The sequence below is a fragment of the Mycolicibacterium sp. Y3 genome (assembly GCF_051188035.1).
GTDB lineage: Bacteria > Actinomycetota > Actinomycetes > Mycobacteriales > Mycobacteriaceae > Mycobacterium > Mycobacterium fluoranthenivorans.
This window is the reverse complement of record NZ_JAVQLT010000001.1, coordinates 4245847-4261515: the sequence shown is the minus strand read 5'-3', so window position 1 is coordinate 4261515 and position 15669 is coordinate 4245847. Positions and strand designations below refer to the sequence as shown.

At 67.9% G+C, this 15669-nt stretch carries 13 protein-coding genes; 7 read left to right on the top strand and 6 right to left on the bottom strand.

From position 1 onward, the window contains the following. Positions 1 to 3: 3 nt before the first annotated feature. Positions 4 to 2223 (top strand): acyl-CoA dehydrogenase family protein, encoded by a 2220-nt coding sequence (locus tag QN239_RS20775; RefSeq protein WP_499013132.1) that lies wholly within the window; start codon positions 4 to 6, stop codon positions 2221 to 2223. Between the two features lie 6 nt (positions 2224 to 2229). Further along, positions 2230 to 2832: a TetR/AcrR family transcriptional regulator gene (locus QN239_RS20770; protein ID WP_499013130.1), complete on the top strand. Its 603-nt coding sequence runs from the start codon at positions 2230 to 2232 to the stop codon at positions 2830 to 2832. Here QN239_RS20770 and QN239_RS20765 read toward each other — a convergent pair. Continuing rightward, the gene (locus QN239_RS20765; protein WP_499013129.1) at positions 2805 to 5087 is read right to left on the bottom strand and encodes a molybdopterin guanine dinucleotide-containing S/N-oxide reductase; all 2283 of its coding nucleotides are present in this window, start codon (positions 5085 to 5087) and stop codon (positions 2805 to 2807) included. The two genes, QN239_RS20770 and QN239_RS20765, sit on opposite strands and share 28 nt — an antisense overlap. Before the next feature lie 96 nt (positions 5088 to 5183). On the opposite strand from QN239_RS20765, the gene QN239_RS20760 reads away from it, so the two are divergent. Then, positions 5184 to 6341, top strand: coding sequence for an acyl-CoA dehydrogenase family protein (locus QN239_RS20760; protein ID WP_090356518.1), 1158 nt, complete (start codon positions 5184 to 5186; stop codon positions 6339 to 6341). A 135-nt stretch (positions 6342 to 6476) separates the two neighbouring features. Next, positions 6477 to 8570 (top strand): LGFP repeat-containing protein, encoded by a 2094-nt coding sequence (locus tag QN239_RS20755; protein ID WP_499013127.1) that lies wholly within the window; start codon positions 6477 to 6479, stop codon positions 8568 to 8570. 6 nt (positions 8571 to 8576) lie between these two features. Here QN239_RS20755 and lexA read toward each other — a convergent pair whose 3' ends face one another. Continuing rightward, positions 8577 to 9251, bottom strand: a complete 675-nt coding sequence (lexA, locus tag QN239_RS20750) for a transcriptional repressor LexA (protein ID WP_090356515.1) — start codon at positions 9249 to 9251, stop codon at positions 8577 to 8579. A 197-nt stretch (positions 9252 to 9448) separates the two neighbouring features. Between lexA and QN239_RS20745 the strand changes: the two genes are divergently transcribed. Next, positions 9449 to 9991: a LysM peptidoglycan-binding domain-containing protein gene (locus QN239_RS20745; protein WP_499013126.1), complete on the top strand. Its 543-nt coding sequence runs from the start codon at positions 9449 to 9451 to the stop codon at positions 9989 to 9991. Positions 9992 to 10150: 159 nt separating this feature from the next. Then, positions 10151 to 10615: a transcriptional regulator NrdR gene (gene nrdR / locus QN239_RS20740; protein ID WP_090357234.1), complete on the top strand. Its 465-nt coding sequence runs from the start codon at positions 10151 to 10153 to the stop codon at positions 10613 to 10615. Between the two features lie 6 nt (positions 10616 to 10621). Here nrdR and QN239_RS20735 read toward each other — a convergent pair whose 3' ends face one another. The 3 genes from QN239_RS20735 to QN239_RS20725 are packed head-to-tail and all read right to left on the bottom strand — an operon-like array spanning position 10622 to position 13360. Next, positions 10622 to 11311: a PhzF family protein gene (locus QN239_RS20735; RefSeq protein WP_499013124.1), complete on the bottom strand. Its 690-nt coding sequence runs from the start codon at positions 11309 to 11311 to the stop codon at positions 10622 to 10624. 14 nt (positions 11312 to 11325) lie between these two features. Continuing rightward, positions 11326 to 12348 carry an alpha/beta fold hydrolase gene (locus QN239_RS20730; protein WP_090357232.1) on the bottom strand — a complete coding sequence of 341 codons (1023 nt, stop codon included), beginning with the start codon at positions 12346 to 12348 and terminating at the stop codon, positions 11326 to 11328. Between the two features lie 43 nt (positions 12349 to 12391). Beyond that, positions 12392 to 13360 (bottom strand): proteasome assembly chaperone family protein, encoded by a 969-nt coding sequence (locus QN239_RS20725; protein WP_187099067.1) that lies wholly within the window; start codon positions 13358 to 13360, stop codon positions 12392 to 12394. A 118-nt stretch (positions 13361 to 13478) separates the two neighbouring features. On the opposite strand from QN239_RS20725, the gene QN239_RS20720 reads away from it, so the two are divergent. Next, positions 13479 to 14246 (top strand): trypsin-like serine peptidase, encoded by a 768-nt coding sequence (locus tag QN239_RS20720; RefSeq protein WP_499013122.1) that lies wholly within the window; start codon positions 13479 to 13481, stop codon positions 14244 to 14246. On the opposite strand, the gene sthA is transcribed toward QN239_RS20720, so the two are convergent. Continuing rightward, complete coding sequence (gene sthA / locus QN239_RS20715) at positions 14243 to 15658, bottom strand: Si-specific NAD(P)(+) transhydrogenase (protein WP_090356505.1); 1416 nt, start codon at positions 15656 to 15658, stop codon at positions 14243 to 14245. The genes QN239_RS20720 and sthA overlap by 4 nt on opposite strands. Positions 15659 to 15669: the final 11 nt, after the last annotated feature.

Here is a 15669-nt window from a genome sequence, read left to right as displayed (position 1 = left end):
ACTGTGGCATTGGCGCTGACCGACGAACAGGTGCAGATCACCGACGCGATGGCAGGTTTCGCGGCCAGGCACGGCGGCCTGGAGCTGACCCGGTCGCAGTTCGACGAGCTCGCGGCCGGCGGGCGGCCGGGGTTCTGGGCTGCGCTGGTGGATCAGGGCCTGCACGCGGTACACCTGCCCGAACACATCGGGGGACAGGGTGGCGGCCTGGCAGAGGCCGCCTGCGTCATCGACGCCGCCGGCTACGGCCTGCTTCCCGGACCGCTGCTACCGACCGTGATCGCCGGGGCGGTGGCTGCGACCGCGGAGCCGGGAACCGCCGCCGAGCGGCTGCTCGGCGATATCGTGGCCGGCCACCCGGCGACGCTGGTCCTGCCGCAGGCCGGGCAGCTGCGTGCGGCGGCCACCGACGGCGGCTGGTTGTTGTCAGGTGCCGTCGGCCCGGAGATCGGCCTGTGCGGGGCCGAACGGGTCATCGTCAGTGCGGGCACCGATTCCGGTGCGCTGCACTGGTTCGTCCTCGACACCGGCACGGCCGGGGTGCACGTGGCGGCGCAGACCCCCACCGACCTGACCCGTGATGTGGGCATGCTGCAGATCGACGGTGTACGCGTCGGCGTCGACGATGTGCTCACCGGTATCGATGCGGTGCGTGCCCGGTGTGTCGCCGTGAGCCTGCTGGCGGCCGAAGCCGCCGGTATCGCCCGCTGGTGCGTGGACAACGTGGTGGCCTACCTGAAGGTCCGGGAACAGTTCGGCCGACCCATCGGGTCGTTTCAGGCCCTCCAGCACAAAGCGGCGATGCTGTTCATCAACAGTGAGCTGGCCGCCGCGTCGGCGTGGGACGCGGTCCGCGCCGCGGACCAGTCCGTACCCCAGCACCACATCGCCGCCGCCGGCGCCGCCATCGTGGCCGTCTGCCGGCTGCCCGAGCTGGTGGTCGACGCGCTGACCATGTTCGGCGCCATCGGCTACACCTGGGAGCACGATCTGCATCTGTACTGGAAGCGCGCGATCAGCCTGGCCGCCGCCGTGGGATCGCGCACCGAATGGGCGCACGTCTTGGGCGATCCGAGCTGGCCCGGACGCGATTTCAGCATCGAGATCGAGGACGTGGAACCGGATTTCCGGGCCATCGTCGCCTCGACGCTGGATCGTGCGGCGCAGTTGAGCAATGACACCCCGGGCCGGCAGAACCCGGAATACGCGGAGTTCTGGACCGGGCCGCAGCGGACCGCCCTGGCGGCCGCGGGCCTGGTCGCGCCGTACCTGTCCGCGCCGTGGGGACTGGATGCCAGCCCCGTCCAACAGTTGATCATCGACGAGGAGTTCGAGAAGCGGCCGAATCTGGTCCGCCCGTCACTGGGCATCGCGCAGTGGATCCTGCCTACCGTGCTGGCCGCCGGATCCGATGCGCAGCGGGCGCAGTTCGCCGATCCGACACTGCGCGGCGAGATCGGCTGGTGCCAGCTGTTCTCCGAGCCCGGCGCGGGTTCCGATCTGGCGTCGCTGTCGACGCGGGCCACCAAGACCGACGGTGGCTGGCTGGTGAACGGGCAGAAGGTCTGGACCTCGTCGGCGCAGCGTGCCGACTGGGGTGCACTGCTGGCCCGCACCGATCCGGATGCCAAGAAGCACAAGGGAATCGGGTACTTCCTGGTGGACATGACGACACCGGGCATCCGGGTGCGGCCGTTGCGCACGGCAAGCGGTGAAGAACACTTCAACGAGGTGTTCTTCGACGACGTCTTCGTGCCCGACGCCATGCTGGTGGGGGAGCCGACCGCCGGCTGGTCGCATGCGCTGGCGACGATGGCCAACGAGCGGGTCGCCATCGGGGCCTATATCAAGCTGGACAAGGAGAGCGAACTGCGCACGTTGGCGAGCAGGTCCGGTGCAGATGCGGTCCGGCAGGCTCTCGGCGAGGTCAGGGCCGGGTCGAATGCCATTGGCGCGCTTGCCGTCCGGGACACCCTCAATCGCCTGGCGGGACACGGCCCGGGGCCGGCCTCCAGCGTCGGCAAGGTGGCGACCGCGCAGATCGTGCGGCGGGTCACCGCCGATGCGCTGGCCTTCAGCGGGCGTGCGGCGATGGTGGGCGGTGGCGAGCACTCGGCTGTGGCGCAGAGTCTGATGATGCCCGCCGAGGTGATCGGAGGTGGCACCGTCGAGATCCAGCTGAATATCATCGCGACGATGATCCTGGGACTGCCGAAGAATTGAGGCCCGATGACCACGAGCACGGACTTGCCGGGCTACAAGCAGGCGCGCCGGTCGCAGATCGTGGCGGCGGCGCTGGCGGCGCTCAAGGTGCACGACTATGAGCAGATCCAGATGCGTGACGTCGCCGTTGCGGCCGATGTCGCGCTGGGCACGCTCTACCGCTACTTCAGTTCCAAGGAGCACGTCTACGCCGCCGTGCTGATGGAGTGGGCGCAGCCGGTGTTCGACGACAATGCCCGGGACAACCGCCCGGCCGAGCGCCGGGTGCGGCAGAAGGTGCGCGACATCATCACCAGCTTCGAGCGCTGGCCCGCCTTCTTCAAGGTGTGCATGCTGTTGCAGAACACCACCGATGCCAACGCCCAGCCGTTGATGCAGCAGTTCGCCGAGACCGCTCAGCGCACCCTGGCCGCGGACTTCGCCGCGCTGGGGCACCAGGAGTCGTTCGACACCGCAATGATGTTGTGGGGCATCATCAGCACCATGCTGTCCGGGGCGATCCACAACGGCTACCCGATCGGGGACGCCTACCGGGTGGCCGACGCGTTCATCGACCTGGTGGCCCCTCGGCTGCCCGCCGATCAGCGCTCGGCGACCACCGGAGGCTGATGAGCCCGCACCGGTGGTAGGGGCCCGGCGAATTTCTCCACCTGCACCAGCACATGCGCGCCGGTGCAGCCCCGCGCCAGGGCGGATGTGCCGACGTCGTCGGTGAGCACGTTCGGGTTGCCGTGCACGCACAGCGCATCCGGGTCCGCCGGGTCCAGCGGGTCGTACCAGGCGCCCGTCGACAGCTGGACCACGCGGGGGCGCACACCGGCGTCGGTCACCACCCCGGCCAGACATGCGCCCCGGTCGTTGTACACCCGCACCACGTCGCCGTCGGCCAACCCGCGTTCGTCGGCATCCTCGGGGTGCATCCGGATCGGTTCGCGCCCAGATACTTTCGATCCCTGGCTGAGGGCGCCGGTATCGAGCTGGCTGTGTAGGCGGGATGCGGGCTGGTTGGCCAGCAGATGCAGGGGGAAGGTGGCGGCCCGCCTGCCGCCGAGCCATTCGGTGGGTTCGAACCAGGCCGGATGGCCCACGCAGTCGGCATAACCGAAACCATCGATATCGGCCGAGAAGATCTCGATGCGCCCGCTCGGGGTGTGCAACCGGTGGGTGTGCGGATCGGCGCGGAAGTCCGACAGCAGGGTCAGCCCGGGCTCGGTGGGCAGCCGGAGCTGACCGTCGGCCCAGAACTGGTCGAAGGTCGGTGCCGCGAAATCGAGCCCGGCCGACCACTTTTCGTACATGTGCTGCAGCCATTGCCGCGCGGTGCGGCCCTGGGTGAATTGGTCGCCCACACCGAGGCGCTCGGCCAGGGCGGCGAAGGTGTCGTAGTCGTCCCGGGACTCGGCGTAGGGCTCGGTCAGCGCGCGCATCGCGACCAGCAGTGGGTCGTTACGCGACCCCGAATAGTCTTCGCGCTCATAGGCGGTGGTCGAGGGCACGACGATATCGGCGTGTTTGGCCATCGCCGTCCAGTACGGGTCGTGCACGACGACGGTGTCCGGCCGGGCCAGGGCCCGCCGCAGCCGCGGGATGTTCTGGTGGTGGTGGAACGGGTTCCCGCCCGCCCAGTAGACCAGCCGGATATCGGGGTAGGTCAGCCGCAGCCCGTTGTAGTCGTACTCTTCCCCCGGGTGCAGCAGCATATCGCTGATCGCGGCGACCGGGATGAACGTCGACACCGGGTTGGGGCCCTGGGGCAGCACGGGCAGCCGGTATCGCAGCGGGGCCAGGCCCGGTTCGTTCATCGACCCGTAGCCGTGCCCGAATCCGCCACCGGGCAAGCCGATCTGGCCGAGCATCGCGGCCAGCGTCAGGCCCATCCACGGGGCCTGTTCGCCGTGCCGGATGCGTTGTAGCGACCAGCTGACGGTGACCAGGGTGCGGGCGGCAGCCATCCGGCGGGCCAGCGCGGTGATGGTCTCGGCGGGCAGTCCGCTGAGGGCCGACGCCCAGGCCGGTGACTTCGGGACGCCGTCGTCGCTGCCGAGCAGGTAGCGCTCGAACCGGTCGTACCCGGTGCAGTAGCTGGCCAGGAACTCCCGGTCCGCGAGATTCTCGGTGGCCAGCACATGGGCCAGCGCCAGCATGATCGCCACATCGGTACCGGGTACCGGCGCGTGCCACTCGTATTCGCCCTCGACATCGTCGTGCAGCGGGGAGAAGGACACGATCTGCCCGCCGCGGTCGCGGAACCGGCGCAGTGCCGCACGGGCCGGATGTGCCGTGGTGCCACCGTGATTGATGCCGGTGTTCTTCAGTGCGATACCGCCGAAGCAGACCAGCAGCTCGGTGTGCTCGACGATGACATCCCATCCGGTGGAACGTTTGAACAGGTCGTCGTGGGTGCCGACCACCCGCGGCATGATGACCCCAGTGGCGCCCAGGCTGTACGAGTGGCGCGACGAGGTGTAGCCGCCGAGCAGTTTGAGGAACCGGTGCACCTGGCTCTGGGCGTGATGGAAGCGCCCGGCGCTGGCCCAGCCGTAGGACCCGCCGTAGATGGCCTCGTTGCCGTGGATGTCGATGACGCGGCGCAGTTCGTCGGCGAGGAGTTCGGTGAGTTCGTCCCACGTGACCGCGACGAACTCGTCGGCACCGCGGGCACCGCTGGGCCCGGGCCCGTCGTCCAGCCAGCCGCGGCGCACGGCCGGCCCCGCCACCCGGGCCCGGTGTCGCAGCGAACCGGGGAGGTTCGCCAACAGTGGTGAGGGGTCGATGTCGGTGGCCATCGGAGTCACGGCCGAGATGTCACCGGCGCTCAGTTCGGCGGTGAAGGCACCCCAATGCGAGTGGCTGGCACGTGACACGCACCAATCCTAGGGTGGTGGGCCCGCCGTCCGACCAACCATCTGGTTGGTATGTTGGGCGCCACACACCCGAAATCCAGTACCGGAGGTCACACCATGGGCGTCGTCAAGTTCGAGCGCACCCTGTTCGAACCGGAGCATGACCTGTTCCGCGAGTCCTACCGCGCATTCCTCGACCGGCATGCCGCACCGTTCCAGGAAGAATGGGAGAAGGCCAAGATCGTCGACCGCGAGGTCTGGCGCGAGGCCGGTAAGCAGGGCTTTCTCGGTATGGCCGTACCCGAGGAGTACGGCGGCGGTGGCAACCCGGACTTCCGCTACAACGTCGTCGTCACCGAGGAGACCAGTGCGGGGCGGCACAGCGGTCTGGGCTTCACCCTGCAGAACGACGTCATCGCGCCCTATTTCCTGGAGCTCGCCGATGAGGAACAGAAGAAGCGCTGGCTGCCCGGGTTCTGCAGCGGCGAATTGATCGCGGCGATCGCAATGACCGAACCGGGCACCGGAAGTGACCTGCAGGGCATCAAGACCCGGGCGGTCAAGCACGGCGACCACTACGTGCTCAACGGTTCGAAGACCTTCATCACCAACGGTATCCACGCCGACCTCGTCATCGTGGTGGCCTGCACGGACCCGGACAAGGGGGCTCAGGGTTTCAGCCTGCTGGTCGTCGAACGGGGGATGGCGGGTTTCGAACGGGGCCGTCATCTCGACAAGATCGGGCTCGACGCGCAGGACACCGCGGAGCTGTCGTTCACCGATGTGAAGGTGCCCGTCGAGAACCTGCTCGGGCAGGAAGGGCTCGGCTTCATCTATCTGATGCAGAACCTGCCGCAGGAGCGGATCAGCATCGCCGTCATGGCGGCCGCCGCGATGGAGGCGACGTTGGAGGCGACACTGCAGTACACCAAGGAGCGCAAGGCGTTCGGCAAGCCGATCGGCAGCTTCCAGAACAACCGATTCGTGCTCGCCGAGCTGGCCACCGAGGCCACCGCGGTGCGGATCATGGTCGACGAGTTCATCCGCCTGCACCTGGACCACAAGCTCACCGTCGACCAGGCGGCGATGGCCAAGTGGTATTCCACCGAGGCTCAGGTCCGGCTGGTCGATCGCTGTCTGCAACTGCACGGTGGCTACGGCTATATGCGTGAGTACCCGATTGCCAAGGCCTTCCTGGACTCCAGGATCCAGACCATCTACGGCGGTACCACCGAAATCATGAAGGAGATCATCGGCCGCGGCCTGGGCGTCTGAGGTCCGATGCCGACGCTCCGCCGGCCCGACACGCGTTCTCTACAGGTCGCGATATCCCACGAGATGGCGCCCGGCTGACGCAAAGTTGACGAAAGCGATACTTTTCTCATGCTTTGCACGAGTTGGGGAGGACTGATGACCAGGCAGCGAACCCGGCTGCGTACCGCCGCCGGGCGAGCGTTGCTAGGGCTGGCGGCGCCGATGATGGTGGCGGCCGGCGTGATGGCAACGGTGCTCGCGGCACCGGCTTTGGCCACGCCCGAGAGCGACGCCGACGCGGCGATCAGCGCCGCGTGGGACGGTGCCGGTGGCGACACCGGACCCCTCGGTGGCAAGGACGGCGACGTGTACACCGTCGGTGCGGGCTTCGGACAGAACTTCGCCGGAGGCAAGATCTTCTTCACTCCGCAGACCGGTGCGCACATCATGGCCGGTGCGATCCTGGACAAATATCAGTCCCTGGGCGGTCCCGCGGACAGCGATCTGGGTTTCCCGACGATCGATGAGGGACCGGGCCGGGCGCCCGGCAGTCGCAACACCACCTTCAGTGCAGCGGACAACCCCGTCATCTTCTGGACACCGGACAACGGCGCCAGGGTGGTACGCGGGGCGATCAACGCCGCGTGGGACAAGCTCGGTGGATCCGCCGCGGTGCTCGGCGTGCCCACCGGGGACGAGACTTCGCGCGGGGATGTGATCTCCCAGCAGTTCACCGGCGGTGAGGTGTCGTGGAACCGTAAGACCAAGGCCTTCACCACGACACCGCCCGAACTCGCCGATCAACTCGCCGGCCTGGAGGTCCCGTCCGACGCCACCTCGGAGATCGCGGCGGCCCGCCGCGCTGCCGGTGGGGCGCTGGGTCCGCTCGGTGCCCCGGACGGCGGTCAGTACGCCATCGGTACCGACGGTGTCGGCGAGAACTACGCCGGCGGCAAGATCTTCTACAGCCCGGCCACCGGCGCCGACGTCGTCACCGGTCAGGTGCTGGCCAAGTACGAGAGCGTCGGTGGACCCACTGGCGATCTCGGCTTCCCGACTGCCAGCGAATCCGACGGCGGGCTGGCCCCGGCCAGCCGGTTCGTGCCCTTCGCCGCCGCGGACAAGCCCGTCATCTTCTGGACTCCCGACTTCGGCGCCGTGATCGTCCGTGGTGCCATGAACGCGGCGTGGGACAAACTCGGCGGTGCGACCGGGGATCTGGGTGCACCGAAGAGTGATCAGACCCAGAACGGTGATGTCATCACCCAGCAGTTCAACGGCGGCAGCATCTCGTGGGACCAGTCGACCCATAAGTTCACGACGGAGCCCGCGAATCTGCAGTCGCAACTGGCCGGTCTCGAGGTGCCCGGTGCCGATGCGCCCAAGGCCCCCGCCGCAGAGCCGAGCAGTGCCGCCGGCAAGAAGTGGTACGCGTGGAGTTGGTGGTGGCTGCTGGGCCTGATCCCGATGCTCGCACTGGTCGGCCTCATCATCACGGCGGTGCTGCGCAACCGGCGGTCACGGGATGACCATTTCGGCGAGCACTACGGTGAGGACGAGTACGCGGCCGGCTACCGGAGCCCACACGATTCGGGCTACGACGGCCGCGCCGACTCACACGAGCCCGACGAGTACGAGAGTGGGCCCGCCGCGTTCGGCCAGGAGCCCGGCGGATACTCGCCGCAGAGTCCCTGGGCGCTGTCGGGGCTCGGCGCCGAAGAGCACGACGAAGCCGGCGAACCGGCCGAACCCGATGCCCACGAATCGCTGGAATTCGACTCCGATGCCGACTCTGTCGACACGGCCCCCACCCGCATCCAGTCCGATGTCCCCGAGGATGACGACGCGCGCGGGGACGACGACGGCCTCGGTGATCACAATGACGTCGGCGATCACGACGAGGTGGACCACGAGGGCGAGGTGGACCATGACGACGAGCCCGAACCGGAGACTGCCGCCGTACCCCTGGTGGCGGGCCTACCGCCGATTCCGCGCTCGACCTACGAACCCGACTTCCCCAGCGGACGCCATGCGGCGATCCATATCGAGGAGCCGGATCCCGCAAATACCTCGATGCGCCTGGCGGGTAGCGACCCGTACCGCGCACCCGAGGGCTACCTGATCAAGGCGCACACCGGTACGGGCCAGTATTGGACGCCCGGCACGCCCGGCTATGACCAGACACCGGCTGAGATCTGGTTCGTCAATGAGGAATTCGCGGTGACGAACGGATTCGTTCGCGCCAACTGATCTCCGTCAGATCTTGCGGATGACGGTGACGACCTTGCCCAGCACCACTGCGTCGTTGCCGGGGATCGGATCGAACACCGGGTTGTGCGGCATCAGCCACACCTGACCCCGGGTGCGCTTGAACGTCTTGACCGTGGCTTCGCCGTCGATCATCGCCGCGACGATATCGCCGTTCTCGGCGACGTTCTGCTGGCGGATGACCACCCAGTCGCCGTCGCAGATCGCTGCGTCGATCATGGATTCGCCGACCACCTTCAACAGGAACAGCGACCCTTCGCCGACGAGTTCGCGGGGCAACGGGAACACGTCCTCCACGGCCTCCTCGGCCAGGATCGGGCCACCGGCGGCGATCCGGCCCAGCACCGGCACGAACGTCGGCTCGGGAAGCGCGTCGGATCCGGCGACGTCGGTGGCGACGATCGGCGTCACCGTATCGTCGGAACCCCGGACGTCCACCGCGCGAGGACGATTGGGATCGCGACGGAGATAGCCCTTCTTCTCCAATGTCCGGAGTTGGTGTGCGACAGACGAGGTCGACGTCAGACCGACCGCGTCGCCGATCTCCCGAATGCTCGGCGGGTAGCCACGGCTGGTCACCGACGCGCGGATGACCTCCAGAATGGTGCGCTGCCGCTCGGTGAGTCCTGAACGCGCCTCAGGGGTGTCGGTGTGCTCGCTCATGGCGCCGAATCTAGTCGCCCCGGCACCATTAATCAAACATGTGTTCGAGGCGTGTCGGCGTGCACCGCCACTTGTCGGTGGGTGCCTTTATCGTTTGCAACAGTTCGATCACATGTTCTATCCATCGAACACATGATCGACTATCTTCGAACACACAAGCGAACGATCGGCAGGCCCACTCGGCGAAAGGCGGAGAAATGACCATTCTGGAGACTCGATTCGACACCCAGTTCGACCGCGAGTTCGATCGCGAGTTCGAATCTCACTTCGACGCGCGCCCCGTGGGCCGCGGCCAGGTCGAGGTCCGGCGGCGCGCCGCCGCCGAGGTATGGCCGTTGCCGCGGGATGTGGTCGTGCGCCGCCGTCGCCCGCAGGTGCGCCGGCCCTCGGGTGCCCCGCTCGGGCACCGCGGCACCGGCGTCCTGATGTCACGGGCCTCGCACCGCCGCCGCCCGATCACCCCGGTCACCACCGTCGTGCTGGCGCTGATCGCCGCCGCGATCACGGTGTGGCTGGGTCTGGTCGCCCAGGTGGGCGGCGACGTCGGCCAGGCTGCGGTGCAGGTACCCACCCGGCTGTCGGTGGTGCAGGTCGAAGCGGGGGAGACGCTGCAACATGTGGCGCAGCGGGTCGCTCCCGACGCACCCGTCGACTCGGTGGTCGACCGGATCAAGGAACTCAACAAGCTCGACTCCGCTGCGGTGGCCGCCGGGCGGACCCTCATCGCGCCGATCGGCTGACTCGTGAGTGGCCAAACGCGCTGCCGCCCAATGTCGGCGGTGCCCGGCCGGCCGCCCGTCCAGCGCCCAATCAGGACAGACGAGCGACGCCTGCGGGTGGTGCAGGTAGGCTCGGAGTCGTTCGAAGTGGTCGACATTCGGTGCGGCGAAGGAGCGGTGATGCACTGTCCGTTCTGCCGTCACCCTGATTCACGGGTCGTCGACTCGCGCGAGACCGATGAGGGGCAGGCCATCAGGCGCCGCCGCTCCTGTCCCGAGTGCGGGCGCCGGTTCACCACCGTGGAGACCGCGGTGCTCGCCGTGGTGAAGCGCAGCGGCGTCACCGAACCGTTCAGTCGTGAGAAGGTCATCAAGGGTGTCCGTCGCGCCTGCCAGGGACGGCAGGTGGACGACGATGCGCTCAACCTGTTGGCCCAGCAGGTCGAGGATGCGGTGCGGGCCGCGGGCTCGCCCGAGATTCCCAGCCACGAGGTCGGGCTCGCCATCCTCGGGCCGCTTCGCGACCTGGACGAGGTCGCCTACCTCAGATTCGCGTCCGTGTACCGGTCGTTCAGCTCGGCCGCCGATTTCGAGCGCGAGATCGAGGCGTTGCGCGCCCATCGCCGCGTGACGAGCACCGGCTGAGCCCGCTCATTCGACCACGGTGTCGCTGTCGCGGGTCACGCGCCCGGCGATCTTGACCCAGCCCTGCGGATCCCACCAGGTGTGTATCTCCGAGCCCTTGCCCTGGGTGATGTGCAGATCCCGGCTGAGATAGTCGGTCATCCGCACCGCGGCAGCGCCGGTCGCCTCGTCCTCGACGATTCCCACGTGTGGGGCGAACACCCTCGACCGCAGCGCCCCGTCTGCGGCGCTGGTCCAGGCCCACACGTAGTGCCCGGTGTCGCCGGGGTAGTCCGACGGGTCGGCGTCGCGCACCTCGGCCACCGAATCCAGCTCGTAGATCGCGAATTCCGGTGCCCACTCGGCACGGGCGCTGACGGCGGTGAGACCGTCCTCGGTGTATTCGACCTGCACCAGGCCGGCGGGTACCGACAGGGTCCGCACCGGGGTGCCGCGGTCACGCAACCACCAGGCCGCACCCACGGTGGGATGCCCGGCGAACGGCAGCTCGGTGGTGGGAGTGAAGATATGGGCGCGTGCAGTCGTCGCACCCGGTTCCGGAATGTCGATGAAAATGGTTTCGCTGTAACCCAATTCGGTAGCCAACCGTTGCCGGTCGGCCGGATCCACGGCTGCGGCGTCCACCACGCCGAGCGGATTGCCGAACTCGCCTTCGGGACTGGTGAACACTCGCAGCACGCTGACCTCGACCGCCATGACGTCGATGGTAGTCAGGTGGCGCTTCGCTCGTCCCCGCCGATCGCATCGAGCACGGCGACTCGGGTGTCAAGTGGCCCGGTGATCGCCTTTTCGCTGATGCCGGCCCGCAACAGGTCCCGGAGGAGTTCCTGGTCGTAGGGGGCCGGCTGGGTGGAGTCGATGAAGCGCTCGACGATCTCGACGAAGCGGTCGGGATCGTCGTGGAACGGGAAATGCCCGGAACCGTCGAAGATCTCCAACTTCGATCCGGGCATCGCGGAGTGTGCAAGGTGGGCGTGACTGACCGGGATGACGGAATCCTTCTTGCCCCAAACGAGCTGAACGGGAACCGATTCCGTCAAATAACATCGGTCCAGCATGGTGACCACCTGGCCGCGCCAGTCGACGACCGCCCGCAGGGTGCGCGCGAACGCCGAGGACGCCGTCGGCTCGGGCAGGTCGTTGAGCACCCGCAGCATATCGGGCAGATCACGCCCGACTCCCGTCGAACCGAACAGTGCGCCGCCGACCCGCCCGGCCATCTGAAGGGCGGGCAGCACCAACGGCAGTCGCAGCAGCGCCAGCGCCTCGCTGCCCATCGGCATCGAGGCGATCCGCAGGGCGACGTTGACATCCTTGGTGACGCCGCCGGAACCGACCAGCACCAGCCGGTCGACCAGCTGGGGGAATTGGTAGGCGAACTGCATGGCCACCCCACCGCCGAGCGAATGGCCGACAACCGTCACATGGTCGATGTCCAGCACGGACAACAGATCGCGCATGCCGTTGGCGTATGCGGCCACCGAGTAATCGGCGCGCGGCTTATCGGACTGGCCGTGACCGAGGAGGTCGGGGGCGATGACGGTGAACCGCTGCGCCAACGCGGTCTGCACGGTGTGCCACGTCGTGGAGTTGTCACCGATCCCGTGGATCAACAGGATCGCCGGCCCCGACCCGCAGATGCGGAAGGCACGCCGGTACCCGTGGATGGTGCGGAACTGCAGGGACGGCGTACTTTCCCGCACCGAGTGCAGCTTGGGTTTCCGTTCGGTCATCTCCGCCACATCCTCCCAAGCCTCGTCATCGAAGCTGTATCGGCTAGCTGTCGCCCTCGTCTTTGTCGTCAGCTTGCTGTGCCAGGAACCGCTCGAATTCTGCGCCCAGTTCCTCGCCGCTGGGCAGGTTCTCGTCATGGGCCAGCAACGAGCGGTTTTCCTGTGCGGCGACGAATGCATCGTACTGTCGCTCGAGTGCCGTCACCACCTGAGCGACTTCGGCGCTCGCCGTCACCTGCTCGTTGATCTTGGTGTGCACCTCTGCCGCGGCTTCGCCCAGCGCGGTGAGCGGGATCTGCAGTGTTGCGGCCCGGGCCACCTCCGCCAGCAACGTCTCGGCCGCCGGTGGGAAGGGCGTTTGCGCGAGGTAGTGCGGGACATGCACGGTGAAGCCCATCGCGTCGTGACCGTGTTGTCCCATCCGGAACTCCAGCAGGTTCGACACACTGGCCGGAACCTGCACCTCGCCGACCCACGGCGTGTACTCCTTGATGAGGTCCTTGTTCGTCGAGTGCGCGGTGAGCGTCACGGGCCGAGTGTGCGGCACAGCCATCGGGATGGTGCCGAGTCCGATCACCTGACGGACCCCGAGCCGCTCCGCCAGCAGGCGCACCGCGGTGATGAACCGCTCCCAGCGCAGATCCGGCTCAAGACCGGCGAGCAGCAGGAACGGAGTGCCCGCGGTGTCACGCAGCGCGTACAGGTTGAGTTCCGGCTGCTCGTAGCTGGTGAAATGGTCGGTCTTGAAGGTCATCAACGGACGCCGGGATCGGTAGTCCAGCAGTTCGTCGACCGCAAACGACGCGACCAACTCGGTGTCCAGGGTGTCCTTCAAGTGTTGCGCGGCCAGCTTGACCGCGTGTCCCGCGTCCGAGAACCCCTCGAGCGCGTGGATGAGCACCGGTCCCCGCCCATCCGACGAGGACAGCTGGGGGGCCGGAAACTCCAGCTCGTACATGCCGGTCTGTTCGGGCTGGTAGCGCGGATCCGGATGACCTGTCTGATCGTCCATGTGCGTCACCTCCTCTTCACCTAGTGTCTCGCATTTTGTCGCCCGGCCGGCGCGGGGCCCCGGCCTACACGCTCCCAGCACTTTCAACAGGTTTCTCGGGCAGGATCATCTCGTGCGCATGACGGTGAGGGTAGTGGTGGTGGCAGTGACGGGTGCGCTGCTCGCCGCGTGCGCCGCCGCGCCCCAGATAGTGCACAGTTCGGCCGTCGCGACCGGCACCCCGGAGGCGGCCCCGGTCGCGCCCGACCGGCGCATCGGCGCGCTGTTCGTCGGCGGGGGCGACCTGCACGCGTGCACCGCGGCGGTGCTGGATTCACCCGCCGGGGACCTGATCCTGACCGCGGCACATTGTCTGGACGGGGGCGCGGACGCGAACTTCGCGGCCGGATTCGCCGGGGTGGCCTCGGCCGACGACCTGTGGCATGTCGACGCCGTCTACCTGGACCCGCGGTGGAGCGCGAACCAGAACCCCCGCGCCGATTTCGCCATCGCGAGGGTCAGCCGGGCCGGTGGCGGATCGTTGGCCGCGTCGGTCGGGGGCGGGCTGCGGCTGGGTACGGCGCCGGCGTCCGGCACTGATGTCGCGGTCACCGGCTATCCGATGGGGGTGGGGGGCGGTCCGATCGGCTGCCGCGGCACCACGACCACCACCAAGGCCGGATTCCCGCTCCTGCGCTGCGGCGGCCTGGTCGACGGCACCAGTGGTTCACCGTGGCTGGTCGGCTCCACCATCACCGGGCTGACGGGTGGGCTCGATGGCGGTGGATGTGCCGAAAACCTCTCGTACTCACCACCTTTCGACGAGGCGCCGGAAGATCTGCTGATCCGTGCCGAGGAGCGTGGGCCGGGGGATCAGACCCCGGCTTCCCCGGAGGTGGACTGCTAGCGCTTGAACTGGCTCAGCGCACGCAGCTTGTTCATCACGTCCAGCGCCGCGACCTTGTAGGCCTCGGAGAAGGTGGGGTAGTTGAAGACCGCATCGACGAGATACTCGACGGTGCCCCCGCAACCCATCACCGCTTGGCCGATATGCACCAATTCGGTGGCCGCACTGCCGAAGATGTGGACGCCGAGGATCTTGAGATCCTCGGTGGACACCAGCAGCTTGAGCATGCCGTAGGAGTCACCGGCGATCTGGCCGCGGGCCAGTTCCCGGTAGCGGGAGACGCCGACCTCATACGGGATCGAGTCCTTGGTCAGGTCGACCTCGGTGAGGCCGACATAGGACACCTCGGGAATCGAGTAGATCCCGATCGGCTGCAGGTCCATCATGCCCTTGGTAGGCTCGCCGAACGCGTGGTAGGCGGCCAGCCGCCCTTGTTCCATCGACGTCGCGGCCAGCGCGGGGAAGCCGATGACATCGCCGACGGCGTAGATGTGGTCGACCTTGGTGGCGAAGTTGTCGTCGACGAAGATCCGGCCACGGGCGTCGGCCTCCAGGCCGGCGTTGGCCAGGTCGAGGTGATCGGTCTGGCCCTGGCGGCCCGCGGAGTACATCACCGTCTCGGCCGGGATCTGCTTACCGCTGGCCAGGGTGGTCACGGTGCCGGCCGCACCGACGTCGACGGCGGTGACCTCCTCGCCGAACCGGAACGTCACGGCCAGATCGCGGAGATGGAACCGCAGCGCCTCGACGATCTCCGGGTCACAGAACTCCAGCATCGCGTCGCGTTTCTCGACGACGGTCACCTTGGTGCCCAGGGCGGCGAACATCGAGGCGTACTCGATGCCGATCACCCCGGCGCCCACCACCACCATGGAGGTCGGGATGGCCTTGAGGTCAAGGATTCCGTCGGAGTCCAGTACCCGGTTCTCGTCGAACTCGACGCCGCTCGGGCGGGCGGGTTTGGTGCCGGTGGCGATGACGAAATACCGGCCGCGCACCGTGATCCGTTCCGCGCGGCCGGGATCGTCGATCGCCACGGTGTGGTCGTCGACGAACCGGCCGTGCCCGACATAGAGCTCGACCCGGTTGCGCATCAGCTGCGAGCGCACCACGTCGATCTCCTTGCCGATCACGTGCTGGGTCCGGGCCAGCAGATCGGCGGGGGTGATCTTCTCCTTGACGCGATAGCTGGCGCCGTACAGTTCGCGCTGGCTCATCCCGGTCAGGTAGACAACGGCTTCGCGCAACGTCTTCGACGGAATGGTGCCGGTGTTGACGCATACGCCACCCAGCATCGCGCCCCGCTCGATGACCGCCACCGACTTGCCGAGCTTGGCGGCGGCGATGGCCGCCCGCTGGCCGCCTGGGCCGGAACCGATGACGACGAGGTCGTACTCCTGCATGGAACCCATGTGTGAAGTCC

What these genes read in the sequence shown, in the direction of transcription:
- QN239_RS20720 (WP_499013122.1), top strand. Translation starts at nt 13,479, where the DNA reads ATGACGGTGAGGGTAGTGGTGGTGGCAGTGACGGGTGCGCTGCTCGCC.
- QN239_RS20725 (WP_187099067.1), bottom strand. Translation starts at nt 13,360, where the DNA reads ATGGACGATCAGACAGGTCATCCGGATCCGCGCTACCAGCCCGAACAG.
- lexA (WP_090356515.1), bottom strand. Translation starts at nt 9,251, where the DNA reads ATGAGCGAGCACACCGACACCCCTGAGGCGCGTTCAGGACTCACCGAG.
- sthA (WP_090356505.1), bottom strand. Translation starts at nt 15,658, where the DNA reads ATGGGTTCCATGCAGGAGTACGACCTCGTCGTCATCGGTTCCGGCCCA.
- QN239_RS20755 (WP_499013127.1), top strand. Translation starts at nt 6,477, where the DNA reads ATGACCAGGCAGCGAACCCGGCTGCGTACCGCCGCCGGGCGAGCGTTG.
- QN239_RS20745 (WP_499013126.1), top strand. Translation starts at nt 9,449, where the DNA reads ATGACCATTCTGGAGACTCGATTCGACACCCAGTTCGACCGCGAGTTC.
- QN239_RS20735 (WP_499013124.1), bottom strand. Translation starts at nt 11,311, where the DNA reads ATGGCGGTCGAGGTCAGCGTGCTGCGAGTGTTCACCAGTCCCGAAGGC.
- QN239_RS20760 (WP_090356518.1), top strand. Translation starts at nt 5,184, where the DNA reads ATGGGCGTCGTCAAGTTCGAGCGCACCCTGTTCGAACCGGAGCATGAC.
- QN239_RS20770 (WP_499013130.1), top strand. Translation starts at nt 2,230, where the DNA reads ATGACCACGAGCACGGACTTGCCGGGCTACAAGCAGGCGCGCCGGTCG.
- nrdR (WP_090357234.1), top strand. Translation starts at nt 10,151, where the DNA reads ATGCACTGTCCGTTCTGCCGTCACCCTGATTCACGGGTCGTCGACTCG.
- QN239_RS20730 (WP_090357232.1), bottom strand. Translation starts at nt 12,348, where the DNA reads ATGACCGAACGGAAACCCAAGCTGCACTCGGTGCGGGAAAGTACGCCG.